Source organism: Pseudomonas sp. 39004, from assembly GCF_028682155.1.
In the GTDB taxonomy this organism is placed as follows: Bacteria; Pseudomonadota; Gammaproteobacteria; order Pseudomonadales; family Pseudomonadaceae; genus Aquipseudomonas; species Aquipseudomonas capeferrum.
In genome coordinates, this window is the sequence record NZ_JANIAG010000071.1 from 1 (window position 1) to 19,769 (window position 19,769).

The following is a 19,769-nucleotide window of genomic DNA, read 5'->3' on the forward strand; positions in this document are numbered from 1 at the left end:
CCGCACAGCGCGCTGTCGATCACCTTGCGCAGTTCCAGCGGGAGGCCGCCTGCTTGGCATAGCCCCAGGCCACGGCGTCGTGGCGCGCGGTGGCGCCGTCGATATGCCACAGCCCAGCCAGCACCGGCAGGTGGCCGGGGTCGAGGTTGAGGCTTGGCACCAGTTCGCGAATCTGCTGGCGGTCGATCATCTCGGTGCGCCCGCCGAAGTGCTTGTTGACCTCGGCCCGCTGGCGGAAGGCCCGCACGGTGGCGTCGGTGTGCGCCAGGGTGAGTTGGCCGCGCTCGGAGTACATGATGTTGAAGTCGAATTCGTTGGACAGGTTCTGGAACATCCGCACGGATTCTGCGTAGAAGCGCACGCCCTCGCTGGTGAGGTAGTTGGAGCGGATCACCGCCGTGTTGCGTGCGGTGTTGCCGCCGCCCAGGTAGGCCTTTTCCAGCACCGCAACGTTGGTGATGCCGTGGTACTTGGCCAGGTAATAGGCGATGGCCAGCCCGTGGCCGCCGCCACCGATGATCACCACGTCGTAGTGGGGCTTGAGGTCGCAAGGGGGTGGCAGGTCGACTTCTACCGGGTAGTCGGCGCTCAGGCCGTATTTCAGCAGGGCGAAAGGCATGCGGTGCGCTCCTGTTGGGCGGCCTGTTGTTGCAGGTCGAGGGCGAGCAGGGTGTTTTTCATCAGGTAGGCGATGGTCATCGGGCCGACGCCGCCGGGCACCGGGGTGATGCCGGCGACCTGGGGCAAGGCGGCGGCAAAGTCGACATCGCCGACCAGGCGGCTGCGGCCGTGTTCATCGATGCGGTTGATGCCCACGTCGATCACCACCGCGCCGGGCTTGAGCCAGTCGGCACCGATCAACCGTGGCTTGCCGACCGCCGCGACGAGGATGTCGGCCTGGCGGCACAACGTTGGCAGGTCGTGGCTGCGCGAGTGCACCACGGTCACCGTGCAGTCGGCCTGCAACAGCAACGCGGCCATGGGTTTGCCGACGATGTTCGAGCGGCCGACCACCACCGCATGCTTGCCGCGCAACTCACCGCAGGCATCGCGCAGCAGGCGCATGCAGCCACTGGGCGTGCAAGGGGTGAGCACATCGCGGCCCTGGGCCAGGCCGCCGACGTTTTCACTGTGAAAGCCATCCACGTCCTTGAGCGGGTTGATGGCCTGCAGTACGCGGTGTTCGTCGATATGCGCCGGCAGTGGCAACTGCACGAGGATGCCGTTGACTGCGCTGTCGCGGTTGAGCCGGTCTATGAGGGTCAGCAGGTGCGCCTGGGAGGTGTCGGCGGGCAGGCGATGTTCCAGCGAGTGGATGCCCACTTCCTCGGCACGCAGCACCTTGTTGCGCACATACACCTGGCTGGCGGCATCTGCCCCCACCAGCACAACGGCCAGGCCCGGTTGCACGCCGCCCTGACGCAAGGTCTGCACCTGCTCTCGGACTTCAGCCAATACCCGCGCGGCGGTGGCCCTGCCGTCGATCAGTTTGACGCTGGGGCTCGTGTTCATTTGAAGATCACCGTGCGGTCGTGGTTGAGAAACACCCGGTGCTCCAGGTGGTACTTCACCGCACGGGACAACGCGATGGTCTCGGTGTCACGACCGATCGCCACCAGGTTTTCGGGGGCGTAGGCGTGGTCCACGCGCTGCACTTCCTGCTCGATGATCGGGCCTTCGTCGAGGTCGCTGGTGACGTAGTGGGCGGTGGCACCGATCAGCTTGACGCCCCGCTGATAGGCCTGGTGATAGGGCTTGGCACCCTTGAAGCCGGGCAGGAACGAGTGGTGGATGTTGATTGCCCGGCCGGACAGCTGGCGGCACAGGTCGTCGGAGAGGATTTGCATGTAGCGCGCCAGTACCACCAGCTCGGTGCCGCTGTCTTCGACGATGCGCATCAGCGCGGCCTCCTGCTCGGCCTTGGTCTCCCTGGTCACCGGCAGGTAGACGAACCGGATGCCCTGGCGCTCGGCCATGGGGCGCAGGTCGAGGTGGTTGGAGACCACCGCGGTGATGTGCATGTCCAGCTCGCCCTTGGCGTGGCGGTAGAGCAGGTCGGACAGGCAGTGGTCGAATTTGCTGACCATCAGCAGCACGCGCATCGGGCGGGCGCTGCTGTGCAGGCTCCAGTCCATGTCGAAGCGCTGGGCAACGTCGGTGAAGCCCGCTTCCAGTTGCGCTGTGTCGCCGCTCACGCCGGTGTTGTAGCGGAACACGGCGCGCATGAAGAAGCGGCCATTGTCCTCGTCGTCGAACTGCGCCATCTCGCTGATGTAGCAACCGTGCTCGGCCAGGTAGGTGGTCACTGCGGCGACAATGCCGGACACGGCCGGGCAGCTGACGCGCAGGATAAAATGATCGGGAGCGGGGTGCATGTCGGGGCCTCGTGGTGGAGTGGGGCAGGTCGGCACAAGGGCAAAGAGGTTCGCGGGGCGGCGAATATTGTTTCTTAGTAGGAATATTAATTTCCTTTGGGCGATTTATAGGCGAAGAGGTGGGTCGCGGTCTAGGGGTTTGTGAAACTTTTTATCCTGGCAGGAAAGTTTTTAAGGCTGCGCCCTCCCTGTCAGGGTGGGTGTACCCGCGAAGAGGCCGGCACGCGCTATGCTTGGCCCATGAGCACAGCATCCAGCCTTCGCCAACCTTGCCCCCCTGGTGCCTGTAACTGCGGCCGCGAGCACCTGGCCGAGCACCCGCCGGCGGCGCAGCGCATCCTCCTGCTTACCCGGCAGGAAGAAAAACGCCTGATCGAGCGGTTGGAAAACCTCAAGGACCTGGATGACTTGCAGCGGCTGCAGCAACGGATGTACGAGAACCTGGGTATTCGTGTGCGCATTGCGCCTGGGTTCAACGAAGTGCGGACCATGCGCGGGATCGTGATCGAGCTGGATGAGCAACCGGGGTTGTGCCGCAAGACCCGGCAGTTGATACCGGCAGCGATTCGGCGGGGGTTGGAGCGTAATCCGCAGGTGGCTTATCGGTTGCTTGATGACCATGACCTGCTGCGGGGGGCTTGAAGCGGGATCGGTGAATTGGCTCACAGGCGCTGTAAGGCCCCCGTCATGCACCCCAAATCCCCTCTAATTTTTCCGCATCGCCCTACGTCTACCTAAGAGCCGCCCTACGCCATACGCGTATCGGCATCTATCACTCAAGGAGACAGGCAATGACTTCCGTTTTCGACCGCGACGATATCCAGTTCCAGGTAGTGGTCAACCACGAAGAGCAATACTCGATCTGGCCCGACTACAAGGCCATCCCCACTGGCTGGCGTGCAGTGGGCAAGAGCGGCCTGAAAAAAGACTGCCTGGCCTACATCGACGAAGTCTGGACCGACATGCGCCCGCTGAGCCTGCGCCAGAAGATGGCCGAAGCCGCAGCGCAGTGACCACGCTGAACCTGCTGTGCCTGCCGTACTCCGGGGCCAGCGCCATGGTCTACAGCCGCTGGCGGCGCAAGCTGCCAGCCTGGCTGCAGGTGCGGCCGGTGGAGTTGCCTGGGCGCGGCGCGCGCATGGGGGAAGCGCTGCAAACCGACATGCAGGCGCTTGCCCGGCAATTGGCAGCCGAACAGCGTTTGGCGGCCAGCGCGCCCTACGCACTGCTTGGCCATAGCCTGGGAGCGTTGCTGGCCTTCGAGCTCGCCCACGAGCTGCAGGCGCTGGGTTGTGCGCCGCCGTTGGCCTTGTTTGCCTGCGGCACCGCCGCCCCTACCCGGCGTGAAGACTATGACGGCAAGAACTGGCGCGACCCTAAAAGCGACGATGAGCTGATCAGCGAGTTGCGCGAGCTGAACGGTACGCCAGAGGAAGTACTCGGCAACGCCGAGCTGATGAGCCTGACCTTGCCGATTCTGCGTGCCGATTTCTTGCTCTGCGGCCGTTATGCCTATCGTCAGCGGCCTGCGTTGCAGTGCCCGCTGCACGTGCTGGGTGGCGAGGATGACCGAGCCAGCGAGGAGCAACTGCTGGCCTGGCGCAAGGAAACCTTGGGGGACTTTTCGTTGGAAGTGTTCCCGGGCAGCCACTTCTTCATCCACGAACACGAAGACCGCGTACTCGGCGTGCTGGCTGCGTCGCTTGAGCCGCATCGCCTTTCTGCCTGATTGACGTCACCGCTTGCCTGGGGGAGGCTAGGCCTTTTCCCAGGCAAGGGGCAGACAATGCTGATCGATCCACACAAGGCCACGCTGCTGGTCGTCGACATCCAGGAAAAACTCATCGGCGCCATGAGCGACCCTGAAGGCACCCACGCGCGGGCGCGCTGGTTGTTGGCGGCGACTGCCGAGCTGGAGCTGCCCACCGTGGTTTCCGAGCAGTACCCCAAAGGGCTTGGCCATACGTTGGCAGAGCTGATTGCTGCGGCGCCCGCTGCCGAGGTAGTGGAAAAAAGCCATTTTTCCTGTGTGGCCGCCGAGTGCCTGCCGGCCAGCCTGATGGCGCGTGAGCAGGTGATCGTCTGCGGCATGGAAACCCACGTCTGCGTGTTGCAGACCGTGCTCGGCTTGTTGGCGTTGGGCAAGCAGGTGTTCGTGGTCGAGGATGCCTGTGACAGCCGCACGGCCGCCAGCAAGGCTGCAGGCCTGGCGCGCATGCGCGCAGCCGGGGCGCACATCGTGACCCGCGAGATGGTGCTGTTCGAGCTGATGGGCAGTGCCAGCCATCCGCTGTTCCGCCATATCAGCAAGACCTACCTGGTCGGTGAGCAGCCCTGAACGCGCGGTTACTGGCGGCGGGGCTGATGGCCCTGGCGCTGCTGCAAGGCTGTGCCGGGCGCCGTGAAGAAGAACCAGAAGCAGACCCGGCCAAGGTGCGTGCGCAGTTGCTGCGGCTTTTACCCGCTCAGGCCAAGGACCGTGAGGGCTGGGCCAACGACATTCAGCAGGCCTTCGAAGCCCAGCGCATTGCCCCCAACAAGCGCAACTTGTGCGCGGTACTGGCGGTGACCGAGCAAGAGTCGACCTTCAATGCCGACCCGCAGGTGCCCAACCTGGGGCGTATCGCCCGTGACGAGATCGACCGCCGCGCCGCGCGCCTGCACATCCCGCGCTTGCTGGTCGACGGTGCGCTGAAAACGCCGTCCGGCAACGGCCAGACCTACCAGCAGCGGCTGCTCGCGGTACGCAGCGAGAAGCAGCTGAGTGCACTGTTCGACGAGGTCATCGACCGCCTGCCATTGGGCAAGACCTTGCTTGGCGGGCTCAACCCGGTGCACACCGGTGGGCCGATGCAGGTGAGCATCGATTTTGCCGAACAGCATGCCAGGGACTACCCCTACACCTATGACGGCACGGTACGCCAGGAAGTGTTCAGCCGGCGGGGGGGCATGTATTTCGGTATTGCCCACCTGCTCGGCTACCCGGCGCATTACGACCGCCAGCTGTACCGTTTCGCAGATTTCAACGCAGGCTGGTACGCCAGCCGCAATGCGGCGTTCCAGGCTGCGCTGAGCAAGGTGGCGGGTGCCAACCTGGCCTTGGATGGGGACTTGATTGCCCCAGGCGCGATCATGCCAGGGAGCACCGAGCAGGCCGCGCGCAAGTTGGGGGTGAAGCTGGGGTTGCGCAACCCGCAGATTCGCAGCCAGCTGGAATTGGGCGACAGCCTGGCCTTTGAAGACAGCAAGCTGTACAGCGGGGTATTCGCCTTGGCGGATGCTGCGGCGGGCAAGCCGCTGCCGCGTGCGGTACTGCCTGGGATTCAGCTGAAGAGCCCGAAAATTACCCGCAAACTGACCACCGCGTGGTTCGCCGGCAGGGTGGATGAGCGTTATCAGCGGTGCATGAAGCGCTAGCACTAAAACCTTGGGTAGGAGCGCCCGGCAAGGGCGCTTCTACCACCAGGCGTCAGCTTTCGGTCAATGCTCCAACCACCTGCTCGACACTGGCCTTCAACCCTGCCACAGCATCATCGGCATCACTCTCCACCACCAACAGCGTCGCCCCAGAGGCCTTGATCACCTCGGCCACCGCGGCATCCGGCTGGCGGTGGTCGAGCACCAGCGCTACATCCTGATGCTTCAGGTTGTCCCCCAGCGCCTTGAGCGCCGTTTCATCCCACTTGCCCTCGGCCGGTAGCGCCTGCTCCACCACATCCAGGTTCAACCCGCTGGCCAGGTACCCCAGGCGCTCGGACAGGCTCACCACCGTAAGGTTGTCGACCTCGGCCAGCTGGGTCTGGCTGTTGGCCGTCAACTCCAGCAACTGACGCTTGAGGCCTGCCAGGTTGCCCTGGATCTTCGCCTTGTCAGCCGGCGACAAGCGCTCCAGGTCATTGGCCACCACATCGGCCATGCGCCCGAGGTTGGTCGGGTTGAGCCAGGGGTACGCGCCGTAGGCATCGTCACCGGTCACTGCAATCCCCGGCAGGGCACCGTCCACCGGCCGCGCCGCATCGATTTCGACGATGCGGATGTTGCTGCGCCGGGCCATCGGGTACAGCGGGTCGTCACGCCAGATCGAGCGCACGCCAATGACGGCGTCTGCCTGTTGCGCAGCCTTCTCCAGGGTGGCGCCGCCGCGGCCACTGAAGTAGGACGGCTGGCGGCTGGCCGGCAGGTTGGCGGGTGCGGCGCGCTTGAGTTGCACCGAGGTGCCGTCGAGCAGCGCCGTGGCCAGGCTGTGGGTGACGGGCAGGGTGGTCAGCACTTGCGTGGCGAAAGAGAGCGAGGGCAGGCCCGCCAGGGCCAGTGCCAAGGTCAGCTGTTTCAGGTTCATGCCGGGTTTCCTTGCAGGCGTGGAACGAGGGCGCGGGCCAGCGCGGCCAAGGCGAAGCAGATACCGGCCACCAGGATGATCGCGGCGCCCGAAGGCACCGGCAGGTCGTAGACGATGGGCAGCAGAATGCCGAACAGGGTGCTCAGCGTGGCGATCAGCACCGCAATGAAGAAAAAGCCCTTCAGTGACTGGCTGACCAAGCGTGCGGCCGCCGCCGGTATCACCAGCAGCGCGCCGACCAGAATCGCCCCGATCACCTTCACCGAAGCCACGGTGACCAGCGTTACCAGTACCACGAACAGGTAGTCCAGGGTCTTTACCGCTACCCCGCGCACCGCCGCCAGTTGCGGGTTGAAACTGGCCAGCATGATGCGGTTGTACAGGGGCAAGGCCAGGGCCAGTACCAGCACGGCGACGATACCCAGCACCATAAGGTCCTGGGCACTGACGGTCAGTACCGAGCCGAACAGCACGTTCTCAAGGATATGTACGTTGATCTTGCCCGCCAGCATCAGCAGCAGGCTAGCGCCCAGGGCCAGGGACACCGACAGGAACACGCCGATCAGCGTATCCGGCGACAGCCCGGTGCGGTTGCGCAGGAAGTTGAGCAGGATGCCGAACAGCAGGCAGTAGCCGAACAGGCTGCCGTAGGGGCCGGTATACGGCTCGCCCAACAGGATGCCGATGGCCACGCCGGTGAGCGCGGCATGGCCGACCGCCTCGGAGAAGAAGGCAAAGCGCTTGACCACCACCAGGGTGCCCAGGCCGCCCAGCACCGGGCCGATCATCAGGCCGGCCAGCAGGGCATTGACCACGAAGCCGTAGGCCAGTGCCTCGGGCAGGTAGCCGGCGTTGGCCCATTCCTGGACCAGTTGGCGAAATGCTTCAAAACTCATCAGGCAAGGCTCTCGCTGCGCGGGTGAACGGAGAACAGGCTGAGCAGGCGCTCCGGGGTCAGGGCCTGTGCCGGTGGAGCGTCGAACAGTACCTGGCGGCTCAGGCCGGTGACCCGGTCGGCCAGGCGCAGCACGGCTTGCAGGTCGTGCTCGATCCACAGCACGGTGGTGCCGGACTGGCGCCAACTGTGCAGCAGTTGTTCGAAGACCTGGATGCCCGCTTCATCGAGGGCCGACATGGGTTCATCCAGCACCAGCAGTTGCGGCTCGGGGATCAGGCCCTGGGCCAGCAGCACCCGCTGACGCTCACCGCCAGACAACGCGCCCATGCGCCGTTTACGCTTGTCGAGCATGCCGACCCGCGCCAAGGCGGCATCGATGGCCGGTTGCACGCGGCGCGACAGCCCCAGAAAGGCCGGCCGGCGCTGGCACATGGCGGCCATGAAATCGTCCACGGTCATCGGCAGGCCACGGTCGAACTCCAACGCCTGGGGTACATAGCCGATCACCTCAAGGGCGCTGGGCCAGTGCAAGGTCAATTGGCCCTGGTGGGGCATCTGCCCGAGCAGGGTCTTGATCAGCGAACTCTTGCCGCCGCCGTTAGGGCCGACGATCGCATGCACGCTGCCAGCCGCCACGTTGAAGCTGACCTGCTCAAGAATGCGGGTACGCCCGAGGGTCAGGTCGATGCCGGCGAATTCGATGCGCGGGCCACTGGGCGCGTCGAGGTGGGCGGCGGCGGTCATGCGCGGTTCTCCTGGATGGCGCGGACCACGGTGTCGAGGTTGCGCTTCATCTCTACCTCGTACTTCTCCTTGGTGTAGTCGCCGTAGGAAATGTGCGTCAGCGGGTACAGGCGCACGCCCGACTCGCGCTGGATGGTTTCGACATAGGCGGACGGGAAGTCCATTTCCGAGAAGATCACCTTGACGTCCAGCGCCTTGAGCTGGTCGATGGTCTTTTTCAGCTGGGCCGGGCTGGGTTCGATGCCATGGGCCGGCTCGACCACCGCCGTGACCTCCAGGCCGAAGTCACGCACCAGGTAGTCGTAGGCTGCATGGATGGTTGCCACGCGGAAGGTGGCGCTGGGTGCTTCGGTGACCTTGGCCAGGGCTTCGGCACGCAGGGCGCGCAGGCGCTTGGCATAGGCGCGGGCATTCTGCGTGTAGAGCTTGGCGTTGTCGGGGTCGAGCTTGCCCAGCTCCCGGGCAATGTTGTTGACCTGGGCGATGGTGGTGCTGATCGACAGGAACGTGTGCGGGTTGACCACCTTGCCGGCACCGCGGGCGGCGATACCGGTGGCGGCTAGCAAAGGCACGTTCTGGTTGGCTTCAATGGTGGCGATGCCGGGCTTTTCGCTGGCAGCGATCATGCGGTCGGCGAAATCGTCATGGCCGACACCGTTGAGTACCACCACATCCAGCGTACCGATGCGTTTGATGTCTTCGGCCCGTGGCTCGTAGGCATGCGGGTTGAACCCCGCCGGAATCAGCGGCACCACTTCGGCCTTGTCGCCGACAATGTTGCTCACGTAGCTGTAATACGGGTGCAAGGTAATGCCGATGCGCAACGGCTTGCCGTTATCGGCCAGGGCCATTGCCGGCAGGGCAAGGGCCAGAAGCAGGGCGAGGGCGGAGCGGAACATGGGGAAGTCCTTGGGTTCAGTGACGGTGTTCGCGGGTGACCCCGGCGTCGTAGTGGCTGACTATCTGTTGCCAGCCGGCGGCGATCAGGGCGGCGTGGCCCAGGTCATCCGGCGTGACGGCGGCGCTGTCGCGGCGTAGCCAGACATCTGCCTGGCCGCTGCTGTCGCCCGGCAGGATCAGCAGCAGGCTGCCCGCCACCTGCGGGGCCTGGCTGCGGCCCAGGTAGGCGCCGGTTTCCAGCCATGACCACTGGTGGCTACCGCGGCTCTGGCTGCCTGCGTCGACCACGAAGGGTGGCAGGCCTTCGTCGGCCAGGGCTTGCACACTGGGCACGGCGGCGGTTTCTTCACGCAGCAGCTGGATCTCGTCGAAGGCCACGCGCAGGTCGGTGTAAAGCCCCTGTTCAGCGGCGGTGAGGTCGCGGCGAGCGTCGATCTGGTGGCTGGCGATGGCCTGCTCGTCCTCGCGTTCGCCGCGCAGCATCACCACGGTAGCGGCAAGAATCACGATCAGCAGGCTGACCAGCAGCACGTACAGGGTTTCGTGCCCAGCGCCAGCCGGGCGTACAACCTGGGCACGGCTCATGGTAGGCGTGCTCATGGTTGGCCAATGTCGGCGTAGTCGACTTCCACAACATGCCCAGGGCCGGCATCGAACAGCACGTAGAACTCACCGTCGGGGCGCTTGAAGGTGAGGGTCGAGTCGTCGCCGAGCTTGCCGCCAACCAGCACCTGCTCGTCGTAGCCGATCACATCCAGTGTCACCCCAGGGGCGCCGCTGCCATCCGAGAAGCCGCCGGTGCATTTGACCTGGCCGCTGGCGACCTCTTCGCATTCGCACATCGGGTTGTGTGCCAGGGCGGGGCCGGCGGCCAGCACCAGCAAGGGCAGGGCGAGCTTGCGCATCAGGTGTTTCATTTCTTGCCTCCTTGTTTTTCGAGCCACGCCACGGTGGCGGGCGAAGCCTTGGCCAGTGGCACTGAAGCCTGGTGCATGCTGCCGTCCCAGCCTTCGAGGGTGATCCAGACTTGGGCATCAGGCTGAGTGCGTGGCGGTATCGGCAGGTTGGTGCCCATGCGATACGGTGCGCCGAAGAAGATGGTGCCGGCGGCGCGCAGGCTGCGCGGTTTGCCAATGCGCAGGTAGACCGCCTTGACGTCATTGATGCACGCCTTGCACAGCGAGGCATTGAACGACTTGAAGTGGCCCGCCGGGCCGTCGGCGCGTGGCGCCTCGTCGCGCATTTCGGCCAGGTCGAGGCTGTAGGGGCCGACCTGGATGTCGCTGATCACGTTCACCCCAAGCCCCGCGTCGCCGCGAAACAGCTTGGCGTCGGCGAAGTACTTGGGCATGAAGCCCAGCGGGATGAGGATCAGCAGGATGTTCAGGTGGAAGCGCCACTTCAGCCACCACTGTTTGAGCGGGCTGGCGGGCAGGGTCTGGGCCTGGCTCATGGGCGGATCTCCACGGTGGTTTCACGGCTTGCCACGCGTGGCGCACGCTCGCTGCGCTTGAGGGCGGCGGCGGTCGCCTGGGCGGTGCGTTTGGTCCAGATCAACAGGCCGCTGAATACCATCAGGGTGAGGACCAGGCCGAAGAAGAACCAGATCAGCTTGATCGGCAGGCCGCCAAAGTCGCCGGTGTGCAGGGGGCGCATGGACTCGGTGACAAACTCCAGGGCAGAGCGGTCGCTGATCAAGAACTGGCTGTCGACGGTGCGGGTGTAGGGGTTGACGGCGGCGGACTGGAACATCAGCGGGTACCAGCCGCGGCCACCCAGGGTGACATGGCTGTAGGCAGTAGCAGGCAGTGAGACGGAACTGATCTCCAGGCCCGGGATCGCCAAACCGGCGATGCGCGCCGCTTCATCCACATCAATGCGCGGTGCCTGGCTACCATCGGCTGTTTGCGGCACATCCTCACGGGCGATGACCGGCACGATAGGTCGGCTGGAGATGCTGATGTTGTTGTCGAACAGGAGCGCCTGGATCAGGAACCAGGTACCGGTAATGGAAATGACCGCGATGAACCAGATCGACCAGACCCCGGCCAGCCGGTGCAGGTCACCCCAGAAGATCCGCGAACCATGGCCGGTGCGCACTGGCTTGAAGAAGCCCTTCCAGAATTTCTTGTAGACCACCAGGCCCGTGACCAGCGAGGCCAGCATCGGCAGGCCAAGGATCGAGACGAGGTACCAACCCCAACTGAAACCACTGGTGAAGGGCACCAGCCACCAGCCATGCAAGGCGCGGGTGAAACCTTCGAAGTTGAAGTCCGGGCTCTTGCCCTGGATGGCCCCGGTGTACGGGTTGACGTAGAGCGTTGGACTGGTGCCGTCAGGGAAGGTCACGTCGGCGGTCAGCGCGAAGTGCGAGCCATCCGGCTGCCTGAGCGACTCCACGGCCATGTCCGGCTCGGCCTTGTGCAAAGCGTCGAGCACCTGCTGATAACTCAAGCGCTCGGCATCGCCGTCAGGCTTGCTGGCGCGCACGTCCGGGTTGGCCAGCCAGACGATCTCCTGGCTGACCACGGCGAGCATGCCGGTAAAGCAGACGATCAGCACAAAGAACCAGATCGGTAGGGCGAGCCAGCTGTGGACCAGGAACCACAGCTTGGATTTGGATTTTTTCGGTGATTTGGCCATCTGATCGTCTTCTGAAATGTGTAGTCGAGCTTATGCCCAACCTAGAGGGCTGCACCTATAAAGACGAATGAGAATGGAAATCCTGCCGTTTAAAATGAAAGCAAATGTTTCAGAAAACGCAAACCGGCCTGCGCGCGAGGCGTCAGGCCGGCTTGAAGAGGCGGGCAATCAGGCGCGGGTCAAGGCGACAGCCGGTTGCGTACGGCCGTTCAGGCGCGCCAGGTCCTGGTACAGCGACTGGCCGATTTCGGCGGCGCGGGAGGGCAGCACCGAGAGCAAGGTATCGCTCAGGCCATGGCTGTTTTCGCAGAAGCCTTGCAGGTAAACCGAGGCCTGCAGGTCTGGGCTGGCCAGTACCCGGTAGTTGCGGTCTACGCTGAAGTCGTCCAGGTAGCCTGCCAGCGGCGCCAGCAGGTCGCGGTGCGAGCGGCGCTCGTAGCCGGTGGCCAGGATCACCGCGTCATAACGGTGGGTCTGCTGCTGGCCGGTGGCCAGGTCGCGCAGGGTCAGTTCCAGGCCTTCACGGGTGGCCACCACCGCTTCTACCTGGCGTCGGCACAGCACGTTGTGGCGGAACTGGTGCGCGACCTTCTGGCGATAGAGGATGCCGTAGATGCGCTCGATCAGGTTCAGGTCGACTACCGAGTAGTTGGTGTTGTGGTACTCGCCCAACAGCTTGCTGCGTTGATCGGCCGGCTCGTTGTAGACCAGGTCGGTGTAGCCCGGCGAGAAGATCTCGTTGACGAACGGGCTGTCGTCGGCCGGCTTGAGGGCCGAGCCACGCAAAATCATATCGACCTTGACCGACGGGTAGCTGTCGTTGAGGTCGATGAACGCCTCGGCGGCGCTCTGGCCAGAGCCGATCACCGCGATGCGCATCGGCTTGCCTTCGGTGCACGGCAGCTTGTTCAGGCTGCTCAGGTATTGGGAGTGGTGGAAGACGCGCGGGTCGTCCTTGAACGCGCCGAATTTTTCCGGGATTTTCGGCGTGCCGCCACTGCCGACCACCACCGAGCGGGTGCGGCGGCTGTATTCGCGGCCCTGTTGATCACGCGATACCAGGCGCAGGTGCTCGACCCGGCCGGCATTCACCTCGGGTTCGATGCGCACCACTTCCTCGCCATACACTGCCTGGGTGGCAAAGTGTTCGGCGGCCCAGCGCAGGTAGTCGTTGTACTCCAGGCGGCAGGGGTAGAAGGTGCCGAGGTTGATGAAGTCAGCCAGGCGCTGCTTCTGGTGCAGGTAGTTGACGAAGCTGTAGGGGCTGGTCGGGTTGCGCAGGGAGACCAGGTCCTTGAGGAACGAAATCTGCAGCTCGCTCTGGGTGGCCAGGGTTTCGCCGTGCCAGCGGTAGTCTTTCTGCTTGTCGATGAACAGCGCGTCCAGGGCGTGGCCCTGGGTCTGAGCGAGTTCTTCCAGGGCGATGGCCAAGGCCAGGTTGGAAGGGCCGAAGCCCACGCCGATCAGATCTTTGATTGTTTCCTGGTGTGAGGACTGGCTCATGGCTGCGATTCCCTGAATGGTCGAATGTGGACGCCCGCCGGGGCTCCGGCTCCTGCGCAAGTACATTTCTTGGAACGAGCCAGGCAGGGGGGAATTTAAGCGGGCTAAAGAACTGCATGGGGCGGCCGATAGGGGGTTACGGTAAGGACCTATCTTTCAGGCAGGGAATCGACATGAGCGGGATATCGGCAAGCAACCTTATGATCAACGGCGTCTCGGCGCAGACGCTGAGCGCCAATGCAGCCACCGAACGCGCGCAGGCACAAGAGGCCGGTGAGGCACTGGGGCCCTTGAGCATCAGTAGCGACAGCATGAAGATTGCCGGGGCTGGGCAGGCGCAATCCACGGAGGCTGACAACGGCGACTCGGACACCGTGAAGGAGTTGCGTCAGCTGATCAAGGACCTGCAAAAGCAACTGGTCGAGGAACAGAAGCAGCTGGCCGCGCTGCAGAACAGCAAGATGGACGAGGCTGCCAAGGCGGCTGCTGTGGGCGCCAAGCAGGCAAGCATCGCCACCCTCAACGGGCAGATCATGGCTGCCACGGCGCAGTTGCTGGAGCTGCTACAGCAAGAGGGTGGCAGCAGCGCGGGCGGCATGGTTAGCGGCACGGCCTAGCAGGCCGTGCAGCCTTGGGTTATGGCTGTTACTCGGACGCCAGGCGGCCCTTGACCTGCCGATCGGCCTTGTACTGCATGGCCACTGCCGGTGCTGGCTTGGCTGCCCCGGTTTCCAGCCACTGACGCATGCGGCTGGCATCGGCGAAGTGGGTGTATTTGCCGAACGCATCGAGGATGACCATGGCCACCGGGCGGTTGTCCATTCGGGTCAGCAGCACCAGGCAATGGCCAGCTTCATTGGTGAAGCCGGTCTTGGTCAGCTTGATGTCCCAGTTGCTCTTGTTCACCAGGTGGTCGGTGTTACGGAAGCCCAGGGTGTAATTAGGCTTGCGGAACGCCACGGTCTTCTCGCGGGTGGTCGACAGCTCGCTCAGCATCGGATACTTGCGCGACGCCATCAGCAGCTTGGAGAGGTCGCGGGCAGTGGACACGTTCAGCGTCGACAGGCCAGTCGGCTCGACATAGCGGGTGTGCGCCATGCCCAGGCTACGCGCCTTGGCGTTCATGGCCTTGATGAACGCCGGGTAACCGCCCGGGTAATGGTTGGCCAGGGTGTTGGCGGCGCGGTTCTCCGAAGACATCAACGTGATCAGCAACGTTTCATGACGGTCCAGTTGGCTGCCCAGGCGCACGCGCGAATACACGCCCTTCATCTCCGGGTTGTTGGCGATGGTCATGGTGAGCATTTCATTCATCGGCAGCTTGGCGTCCAGCACCACCATCGCCGTCATCAGTTTGGTGACCGAAGCGATAGGGACCACACGATCGGCATGGCTCGAATACAGTTCCTGATTGGTATTCAGGTCGATCAGCAGCGCGCTGCCAGAGGCCAGGTGCAATTTGGCCGGGTCGCGTTGCACCTGGGCCGGGGGTTGTGCAGCAGCAGTCGACGGGAGGGTCGCGGTACCTGTGAGCAACAGCAGCAGGCTGAGGATAGACAGGGATGTTTTCACGTTGAGGCTCACTAAAGGTTGGTATGTCGTTGGCTGTGCAAGGGTTTTCCCCCAAAAACCGCTGCATTCTGGAGTATGGCTGAATTGCTGTCGAATGCCTTATGACTAAAGGGCGCAACGTGAACGAAATTTAATCCTGTACCCATCCTGTACCCATTACCTTCGTTTCAAGCGTGGCCAACTCGGACCCATCACCGGTCGTATTCCGACACTTCGCAGAGGTGGGATGGAGATGATCCGCGCGTCAACGCAGAGGGCAGTGTCCAGTCAGCCCTGTCCCGTTGCTGCAACAGCCGGAAGTTGGCCGAAATGCTTTCGATCAGGTCCGCATCACTGACCGGGTCCAGACCCAGGTAAGGCTTGCCGTGATAGTCCCCGTCATGGGTCAACACCGCTTCGACACGTTCGTCACTGGCCTTGTACAGCGCCTTCATCAACTGGGCTTCCCGGTCCTTGCTGGCGTTGCCGTGCAGCGCATAGTGAATGGCCAACGCCGCCCCAAACGCCAGCGCAGGCGTCTGAATGCCATGCTTGCGCGCCAGGTCGATGCTGCTGAGGATGCGCTCGTTACGCTGCAATTTACGCATCGGGTCGCGCCCGACCCGCACGCAAGGGTCCTTGAACGACGTTTTGCACCGTGCGAGAAACGCATTGGCAAAGCTGCTGACAACCTCTGACATCTGCGGGTATTCGGCCATCAATGCCGGCGCCACTTCCTGGTGAATGAGACGCTCTGCCAGCGCACTGACACGGGCGTCCCCCATCCCCTGGCCAACCCAGGTATGCCCCAGCAGGCTGGCATACCAGGCGATGATGGCATGCGGCCCATTCCACAAACGGTTCTTGATGATCTGGATCTGGGTAATGTCCGCGACCGTTTTCACCTGGCGCAGCCGCTCCAGCAAATCACTGCCACGCTCCACGTACAGCGGCATGTCGGGCTCGCTGTTGAACAGGATCAGGTGCAACTGGCTCATGGCGCTGCTGGACTGCGCAAAAGGCCTGAAGTGCCCGATCAGCCGTTCGTACTCAGGGGCCGGCGTGGCGGGTTTGCGGGTGACCGTGGGCTCGTCCTCCAGGCTGTTCTTGAAGATCTGCGACTTGATGCGCAACTGCCGAACCAGCGCGTCATTGCTGATCTTGGAAACGATGCGGCTGACTACCGTTTCGGCGAAGTGGGTCTTTTCCAGCACCTGCTTGCACACCTGTGGCGTGCACAGCAATGCCAATTGCGCTTGCACCTGGCGCCGGACGAACGCCGCACCGCCGATCTTGTTCAACACGATCAGCAGGGTCAGCTCGCGCCCCCTGCGTTCGAAGCGTCGCAGCAAGCCCTTGGCAATGACCCTGGCCTGATGATGGATTGCCTGTTCGGGCAGACTCATGCCGACCACTTCGGCGGCGTTGTACATCTCGATCACCGCCTCCTCGTCGTCCATGTCGATCATGCGCACATTGTCGATGGTCTGGTCGAACGCGCTGGCGCCGTAGCGCACGCTGTAGCGGCCGAACGCAGCGACTGATTCCCGGAGCATGCGTGAACGGGTCGCGGCAATGATTTCACAGGGGCGCGTGTAGCCGTCCCAATGGGACAACACCTGGGTCAGGTAGCCCCCACCGATAGCGCCGAAGCCGTGGATGCCGACACGGAACTGGTTCAGTGAAGCAGGGAACGAATCGTCGAGCGCCGGCATGCCCAGGTCGGGCACGCACTCGCTCAAGTCGGCGAGGAAGGCGTGCATGCCAGGGTAGGCTTTGAGCGCGCCGGCCTTGACCTCGGGCGCGGGCGGCTTGATGTCTTCGATCAGGATTGCCTGGCCCTCGGCGCGGATCGCCGAGAGCAAGCCGTTTTCCGAGTCCTCGACCATGAAGCACTGGCCGGGTTGGCAATTGAGCGCGCGGGCGGCGCGCAGGAAGATTTCCGGGTGGGGTTTGCCTTGGCTGACTTCGTCGCCGCAGACGGTGATGTCGAAGTACTTGAGCACGTTGGCATTGATCAGGTACTCCTCGGCGATGGCACGGCGGCTGGAAGTGGCGACCGCCAGGGTCAGGCCGGACTTGCGAAGGCGCTCCAGCACCTCGAGCAGGCCGGCCTTGATCGGCACGCCATGGTTGCGCACGTGCTCCAGTTCGAGCTCGTCGGCGCGCTTGCGGATCTGCGCATAAGGGAAGTCATTGCCGTTGTGGGCCTTGGCGAGGGCCTCGGCCCTTTTCGCGCTCAGGCCCAGCGACCCGATCAGTGTCTGCTCGCTCAAGGCTTTGCCGAAGATTTCCAGCGAAGCCTGTTTCAGCGTCCTGAAACGCAGGCGCTCGGTGTCGAACATCGTGCCATCCATATCGAAGATCGCACTGTGAATTTTCTTGCCCTGAAACATGATCATTGGGTGTTGCCCCTTTTCTTGCGTGAAACATCCCGCCTTCAGTCACTGAATGGCGAGTGCGGTGCGATGACAGCGCGTGGGCGGTCAGGTAGGGGGCAGGCGATCAACAGGGGCGCGCTCGGGGTCGACCCAGAGGTAGGGCGGGACGGCGCGGGGTGTGCAGAGGAGGGCGGTAAGCTTTGCGGCCAGGCGGGCGCCTGGTTTGCCGTTGACGTCACGCCCACTGGCTGCAGCTTGGCTTGCAGGCAATGGGCGCACGTAGCGATGGATACGTGTGATTCCAAGCATAAGGTGCTTATCTTCCTTTTTGGTGGCTGACGTTCCTTTTTTACCCTTGCACGTATGCGCTGGCACATGCAAGGCGTCGGCAACAATCGTTCGGTTACCGCACACGGTGATGTCGGCTAGGTGCCTGTCTTGGATTTGAGGGTGGGGCGGACATCGAGCGCCGCCCGCGCGGCGCATCGCGAGCGAAGCTCGCTCCTACATCTGTTTCGGGCCAGTCACGCCTGTGCCAGCGCGCGCGACCGCCTTGTTTGTCCGACACAATATTAAGGCGGACGCCAAGGGGCCGCGCGCCAATGCCTCAGGAATAACTGGCCCGAAACAGATGTAGGAGCGAGCTTCGCTCGCGATGCGCCGCGCGGGCGGCGCTCGATGTCCGCCCCACCTCCAAATCCAAGACAGGCAGCTAGCCGCCATCACCCTATCTCCCGACAAGCACATAGCAGACCCACTTCCCCAACATTCCGTGAAGAAAAAAAGGCCCGCCAAAAGGCGGGCCGCAAAAGGGAGAGGGAGCAACGCACAACACGTTCAGGTCAAGCGACCAGGGTACCTGGCTGCAACTGCTCAGCCAGGGCTTGGGCCGAGGCGCGGGTCAGCAGGGGGCCGCTCACGGGCTCGCCGTTGCGCACCAGGTACCAGCACGCCAGTTGGCCCTGCTGACGCAGTGAAGGGGGGACGGCGCTGCCAACAACGGACATGATCTGGATAGTGGCCATGGGGACCTCCTGTGGAACATGGCCCTACCTTACGCAGCAGCCTCGGTGGTTTGAAATCAACTTGCTCGATAGTGGTCATTAGTTTTATCAACGATCACCAGCGTGGCGGGCCTCACGCCCGCCATAAGCAGTTGTGTAAGGGACGACAAGCGGCTGCGTCTGATACGCTGAACAAACGATTCAGTTCTGAAAAAGGAGCAGGTTATGTCGACAACTCCCAGCAGAGACACGCAGCTGTGCATCTCCCTGGCCGGCCGGCCCGGTACCTTCGGCGTGCGTTTCCATAACCACCTGTATCAGCAGTTGGGCCTGGACTTCTACTACAAGGCCATGAGCACCGACGACCTGCCGGCGGCTGTGGCGGGCATTCGTGCTCTAGGGATTCGCGGGTGCGGGGTGTCGATGCCCTACAAGGAGGCCTGCATGGCCCTGGTCGACGAGGTTGACCCGTCCGCCGCTGCCATCGAGTCGGTCAACACGCTGGTCAATACCGGCGGCCATCTGAAGGCGTACAACACCGATTACCTGGCGGTGCGTCAGTTGCTGGAGCAGCATAAGGTCGACCCGGCCACCGCCTTTGCCCTGCGCGGCAGCGGCGGCATGGCCAAGGCGGTGGCCAGCGCCCTGCGTGATGCGGGCTTCAACGAGGGCGTGATCGTGGCGCGCAACGAGCAGGCTGGGCGGCAACTGGCGGATGTCTGTGGTTATCGGTGGGTTGCCGAACTCGGTGACCTGTGCCCGCCGATGCTGGTTAACGTGACACCCATTGGCATGGCCGGTGGGCCGGAGGCCGACGTGCTGGCGTTTTCCGAGAACGCCATTGCAGCGGCAGAGCGGGTATTCGATGTGGTGGCAATGCCGGTGCAGACGCCCCTGATCAAGCGGGCGCAGGCGTTCGGCAAGCCGGTGATCACAGGTCTGGAGGTGATTGCATTGCAGGCACTGGAGCAGTTCGTGCTGTATACCGGTGTGCGGCCGACACGTGAGCAGGTTGAAGCTGCTGTGGTGTATGCCAGGGATACCTAGGTCGTCTTGACCAGGTTCTTCTTTACCGGCCTCTTCGCGGGTAGCCGCGAAGGGGCCAGCACCGGTTGGCAATCAGAACGCCTTGTGGCCCTTGTCCAACTGCTGATCCACCAAGGCACGCCCATGCGCCAGTGATACATGCTGGGCGTTCTCAAGGTCTGAGAAGAACTTCATCGGCATGGGGATGCGCTTGCTGGTATGCCCTTCAGGGTCGGTGATCAGGCACCCGGCGGCGTAGGGCAGGGGGGAGTCGGGGTGGGGCATCACGCTGGCGGTGATGGTGTACTTGCGGTGTTCACAGTGAAGAGATTGCATCGTCCTTACCTCGCTGTGCTTATGAAACCGTTACTTTCATATACCACAGCAAGGGGCCGGGAGTTCCCG

The 19,769-nt window shown here is 63.5% G+C and carries 22 protein-coding genes and 1 pseudogene; 7 read left to right on the plus strand and 16 right to left on the minus strand.

Translation table 11 applies throughout. From position 1 onward, the window contains the following. Nucleotides 1–37 precede the first annotated feature (37 nt). The 3 genes and pseudogenes from NP534_RS14000 to purU form a co-directional block, all read right to left on the minus strand. Nucleotides 38–619: pseudogene (locus NP534_RS14000) on the minus strand (FAD-dependent oxidoreductase); the annotation flags it as partial. Continuing rightward, nucleotides 601–1,512 carry a bifunctional methylenetetrahydrofolate dehydrogenase/methenyltetrahydrofolate cyclohydrolase FolD gene (folD, locus tag NP534_RS14005; protein ID WP_274099100.1) on the minus strand — a complete coding sequence of 304 codons (912 nt, stop codon included), beginning with the start codon at nucleotides 1,510–1,512 and terminating at the stop codon, nucleotides 601–603. The gene folD and the pseudogene NP534_RS14000, both read right to left, overlap by 19 nt. After that, nucleotides 1,509–2,375, minus strand: coding sequence for a formyltetrahydrofolate deformylase (purU, locus tag NP534_RS14010; RefSeq protein WP_033698887.1), 867 nt, complete (start codon nucleotides 2,373–2,375; stop codon nucleotides 1,509–1,511). The genes folD and purU overlap by 4 nt, the downstream gene beginning before the upstream one ends. Before the next feature lie 240 nt (nucleotides 2,376–2,615). Between purU and NP534_RS14015 the strand changes: the two genes are divergently transcribed. The 5 genes from NP534_RS14015 to NP534_RS14035 all read left to right on the plus strand — a co-directional run bounded on the left by NP534_RS14015 (nucleotide 2,616) and on the right by NP534_RS14035 (nucleotide 5,792). Then, nucleotides 2,616–3,017 (plus strand): hypothetical protein, encoded by a 402-nt coding sequence (locus tag NP534_RS14015; protein ID WP_274099101.1) that lies wholly within the window; start codon nucleotides 2,616–2,618, stop codon nucleotides 3,015–3,017. 149 nt (nucleotides 3,018–3,166) lie between these two features. Then, nucleotides 3,167–3,388 (plus strand): MbtH family protein, encoded by a 222-nt coding sequence (locus tag NP534_RS14020; RefSeq protein ID WP_033698884.1) that lies wholly within the window; start codon nucleotides 3,167–3,169, stop codon nucleotides 3,386–3,388. Next, nucleotides 3,385–4,104 carry a thioesterase II family protein gene (locus tag NP534_RS14025; protein ID WP_274099102.1) on the plus strand — a complete coding sequence of 240 codons (720 nt, stop codon included), beginning with the start codon at nucleotides 3,385–3,387 and terminating at the stop codon, nucleotides 4,102–4,104. Before NP534_RS14020 ends, NP534_RS14025 begins: the two co-directional genes overlap by 4 nt. A 57-nt stretch (nucleotides 4,105–4,161) precedes the next feature. Continuing rightward, nucleotides 4,162–4,713, plus strand: coding sequence for a hydrolase (locus NP534_RS14030; RefSeq protein ID WP_274099103.1), 552 nt, complete (start codon nucleotides 4,162–4,164; stop codon nucleotides 4,711–4,713). A 26-nt stretch (nucleotides 4,714–4,739) separates the two neighbouring features. Further along, entirely contained in the window at nucleotides 4,740–5,792 is a 1,053-nt protein-coding gene (locus tag NP534_RS14035; RefSeq protein ID WP_274099104.1) for a DUF1615 domain-containing protein, read from the plus strand. A 52-nt stretch (nucleotides 5,793–5,844) separates the two neighbouring features. Here the strand turns inward: NP534_RS14035 and NP534_RS14040 are convergent, their stop codons facing one another. The 9 genes from NP534_RS14040 to NP534_RS14080 all read right to left on the minus strand — a co-directional run bounded on the left by NP534_RS14040 (nucleotide 5,845) and on the right by NP534_RS14080 (nucleotide 13,402). Continuing rightward, on the minus strand, nucleotides 5,845–6,714 hold the full coding sequence (locus NP534_RS14040) for a metal ABC transporter solute-binding protein, Zn/Mn family (protein ID WP_274099105.1): 870 nt from the start codon (nucleotides 6,712–6,714) through the stop codon (nucleotides 5,845–5,847). Next, nucleotides 6,711–7,610, minus strand: a complete 900-nt coding sequence (locus NP534_RS14045; RefSeq protein WP_274099106.1) for a metal ABC transporter permease — start codon at nucleotides 7,608–7,610, stop codon at nucleotides 6,711–6,713. Before NP534_RS14045 ends, NP534_RS14040 begins: the two co-directional genes overlap by 4 nt. Further along, entirely contained in the window at nucleotides 7,610–8,356 is a 747-nt protein-coding gene (locus NP534_RS14050) for a metal ABC transporter ATP-binding protein (RefSeq protein ID WP_047581000.1), read from the minus strand. Before NP534_RS14050 ends, NP534_RS14045 begins: the two co-directional genes overlap by 1 nt. Beyond that, complete coding sequence (locus NP534_RS14055; protein WP_033698871.1) at nucleotides 8,353–9,255, minus strand: metal ABC transporter substrate-binding protein; 903 nt, start codon at nucleotides 9,253–9,255, stop codon at nucleotides 8,353–8,355. Before NP534_RS14055 ends, NP534_RS14050 begins: the two co-directional genes overlap by 4 nt. Nucleotides 9,256–9,271: 16 nt before the next feature. Next, nucleotides 9,272–9,841 (minus strand): DUF6162 family protein, encoded by a 570-nt coding sequence (locus NP534_RS14060; RefSeq protein ID WP_274099107.1) that lies wholly within the window; start codon nucleotides 9,839–9,841, stop codon nucleotides 9,272–9,274. An 11-nt stretch (nucleotides 9,842–9,852) separates the two neighbouring features. Beyond that, nucleotides 9,853–10,173 carry a hypothetical protein gene (locus NP534_RS14065; RefSeq protein WP_033698867.1) on the minus strand — a complete coding sequence of 107 codons (321 nt, stop codon included), beginning with the start codon at nucleotides 10,171–10,173 and terminating at the stop codon, nucleotides 9,853–9,855. Then, nucleotides 10,170–10,709 carry a thiamine pyrophosphate-binding protein gene (locus NP534_RS14070; RefSeq protein WP_274099108.1) on the minus strand — a complete coding sequence of 180 codons (540 nt, stop codon included), beginning with the start codon at nucleotides 10,707–10,709 and terminating at the stop codon, nucleotides 10,170–10,172. Before NP534_RS14070 ends, NP534_RS14065 begins: the two co-directional genes overlap by 4 nt. Beyond that, nucleotides 10,706–11,899 carry a PepSY-associated TM helix domain-containing protein gene (locus NP534_RS14075; RefSeq protein WP_274099109.1) on the minus strand — a complete coding sequence of 398 codons (1,194 nt, stop codon included), beginning with the start codon at nucleotides 11,897–11,899 and terminating at the stop codon, nucleotides 10,706–10,708. The genes NP534_RS14070 and NP534_RS14075 overlap by 4 nt, the downstream gene beginning before the upstream one ends. Before the next feature lie 168 nt (nucleotides 11,900–12,067). Continuing rightward, nucleotides 12,068–13,402 carry a lysine N(6)-hydroxylase/L-ornithine N(5)-oxygenase family protein gene (locus tag NP534_RS14080; RefSeq protein ID WP_274099110.1) on the minus strand — a complete coding sequence of 445 codons (1,335 nt, stop codon included), beginning with the start codon at nucleotides 13,400–13,402 and terminating at the stop codon, nucleotides 12,068–12,070. Nucleotides 13,403–13,575: 173 nt separating this feature from the next. Here NP534_RS14080 and NP534_RS14085 point away from each other — a divergent pair, with 173 nt between their 5' ends. Beyond that, complete coding sequence (locus NP534_RS14085; protein ID WP_274099111.1) at nucleotides 13,576–14,019, plus strand: hypothetical protein; 444 nt, start codon at nucleotides 13,576–13,578, stop codon at nucleotides 14,017–14,019. Between the two features lie 28 nt (nucleotides 14,020–14,047). Here NP534_RS14085 and pbpG read toward each other — a convergent pair whose 3' ends face one another. The 3 genes from pbpG to NP534_RS14100 all read right to left on the minus strand — a co-directional run bounded on the left by pbpG (nucleotide 14,048) and on the right by NP534_RS14100 (nucleotide 18,359). Beyond that, nucleotides 14,048–14,974: a D-alanyl-D-alanine endopeptidase gene (pbpG, locus tag NP534_RS14090; protein WP_274099112.1), complete on the minus strand. Its 927-nt coding sequence runs from the start codon at nucleotides 14,972–14,974 to the stop codon at nucleotides 14,048–14,050. A gap of 191 nt (nucleotides 14,975–15,165) precedes the next feature. Next, nucleotides 15,166–17,355 carry a bifunctional mannitol-1-phosphate dehydrogenase/phosphatase gene (mtlD, locus tag NP534_RS14095; RefSeq protein WP_274099113.1) on the minus strand — a complete coding sequence of 730 codons (2,190 nt, stop codon included), beginning with the start codon at nucleotides 17,353–17,355 and terminating at the stop codon, nucleotides 15,166–15,168. An 821-nt stretch (nucleotides 17,356–18,176) separates the two neighbouring features. Beyond that, on the minus strand, nucleotides 18,177–18,359 hold the full coding sequence (locus NP534_RS14100; protein ID WP_033698857.1) for a hypothetical protein: 183 nt from the start codon (nucleotides 18,357–18,359) through the stop codon (nucleotides 18,177–18,179). 204 nt (nucleotides 18,360–18,563) lie between these two features. Here NP534_RS14100 and NP534_RS14105 point away from each other — a divergent pair, with 204 nt between their 5' ends. Then, nucleotides 18,564–19,385, plus strand: a complete 822-nt coding sequence (locus NP534_RS14105) for a shikimate 5-dehydrogenase (protein ID WP_274099114.1) — start codon at nucleotides 18,564–18,566, stop codon at nucleotides 19,383–19,385. A gap of 72 nt (nucleotides 19,386–19,457) precedes the next feature. Here NP534_RS14105 and NP534_RS14110 read toward each other — a convergent pair whose 3' ends face one another. Then, nucleotides 19,458–19,700, minus strand: coding sequence for a hypothetical protein (locus NP534_RS14110; protein WP_033698855.1), 243 nt, complete (start codon nucleotides 19,698–19,700; stop codon nucleotides 19,458–19,460). Nucleotides 19,701–19,769: the final 69 nt, after the last annotated feature.

What these genes read in the sequence shown, in the direction of transcription:
- folD (WP_274099100.1), bottom strand. Translation starts at nt 1,512, where the DNA reads ATGAACACGAGCCCCAGCGTCAAACTGATCGACGGCAGGGCCACCGCC.
- purU (WP_033698887.1), bottom strand. Translation starts at nt 2,375, where the DNA reads ATGCACCCCGCTCCCGATCATTTTATCCTGCGCGTCAGCTGCCCGGCC.
- NP534_RS14015 (WP_274099101.1), top strand. Translation starts at nt 2,616, where the DNA reads ATGAGCACAGCATCCAGCCTTCGCCAACCTTGCCCCCCTGGTGCCTGT.
- NP534_RS14020 (WP_033698884.1), top strand. Translation starts at nt 3,167, where the DNA reads ATGACTTCCGTTTTCGACCGCGACGATATCCAGTTCCAGGTAGTGGTC.
- NP534_RS14030 (WP_274099103.1), top strand. Translation starts at nt 4,162, where the DNA reads ATGCTGATCGATCCACACAAGGCCACGCTGCTGGTCGTCGACATCCAG.
- NP534_RS14035 (WP_274099104.1), top strand. Translation starts at nt 4,740, where the DNA reads ATGGCCCTGGCGCTGCTGCAAGGCTGTGCCGGGCGCCGTGAAGAAGAA.
- NP534_RS14040 (WP_274099105.1), bottom strand. Translation starts at nt 6,714, where the DNA reads ATGAACCTGAAACAGCTGACCTTGGCACTGGCCCTGGCGGGCCTGCCC.
- NP534_RS14045 (WP_274099106.1), bottom strand. Translation starts at nt 7,610, where the DNA reads ATGAGTTTTGAAGCATTTCGCCAACTGGTCCAGGAATGGGCCAACGCC.
- NP534_RS14050 (WP_047581000.1), bottom strand. Translation starts at nt 8,356, where the DNA reads ATGACCGCCGCCGCCCACCTCGACGCGCCCAGTGGCCCGCGCATCGAA.
- NP534_RS14055 (WP_033698871.1), bottom strand. Translation starts at nt 9,255, where the DNA reads ATGTTCCGCTCCGCCCTCGCCCTGCTTCTGGCCCTTGCCCTGCCGGCA.
- NP534_RS14060 (WP_274099107.1), bottom strand. Translation starts at nt 9,841, where the DNA reads ATGAGCCGTGCCCAGGTTGTACGCCCGGCTGGCGCTGGGCACGAAACC.
- NP534_RS14065 (WP_033698867.1), bottom strand. Translation starts at nt 10,173, where the DNA reads ATGAAACACCTGATGCGCAAGCTCGCCCTGCCCTTGCTGGTGCTGGCC.
- NP534_RS14070 (WP_274099108.1), bottom strand. Translation starts at nt 10,709, where the DNA reads ATGAGCCAGGCCCAGACCCTGCCCGCCAGCCCGCTCAAACAGTGGTGG.
- NP534_RS14075 (WP_274099109.1), bottom strand. Translation starts at nt 11,899, where the DNA reads ATGGCCAAATCACCGAAAAAATCCAAATCCAAGCTGTGGTTCCTGGTC.
- NP534_RS14080 (WP_274099110.1), bottom strand. Translation starts at nt 13,402, where the DNA reads ATGAGCCAGTCCTCACACCAGGAAACAATCAAAGATCTGATCGGCGTG.
- NP534_RS14085 (WP_274099111.1), top strand. Translation starts at nt 13,576, where the DNA reads ATGAGCGGGATATCGGCAAGCAACCTTATGATCAACGGCGTCTCGGCG.
- mtlD (WP_274099113.1), bottom strand. Translation starts at nt 17,355, where the DNA reads ATGATCATGTTTCAGGGCAAGAAAATTCACAGTGCGATCTTCGATATG.
- NP534_RS14100 (WP_033698857.1), bottom strand. Translation starts at nt 18,359, where the DNA reads ATGGCCACTATCCAGATCATGTCCGTTGTTGGCAGCGCCGTCCCCCCT.
- NP534_RS14105 (WP_274099114.1), top strand. Translation starts at nt 18,564, where the DNA reads ATGTCGACAACTCCCAGCAGAGACACGCAGCTGTGCATCTCCCTGGCC.
- NP534_RS14110 (WP_033698855.1), bottom strand. Translation starts at nt 19,700, where the DNA reads ATGCAATCTCTTCACTGTGAACACCGCAAGTACACCATCACCGCCAGC.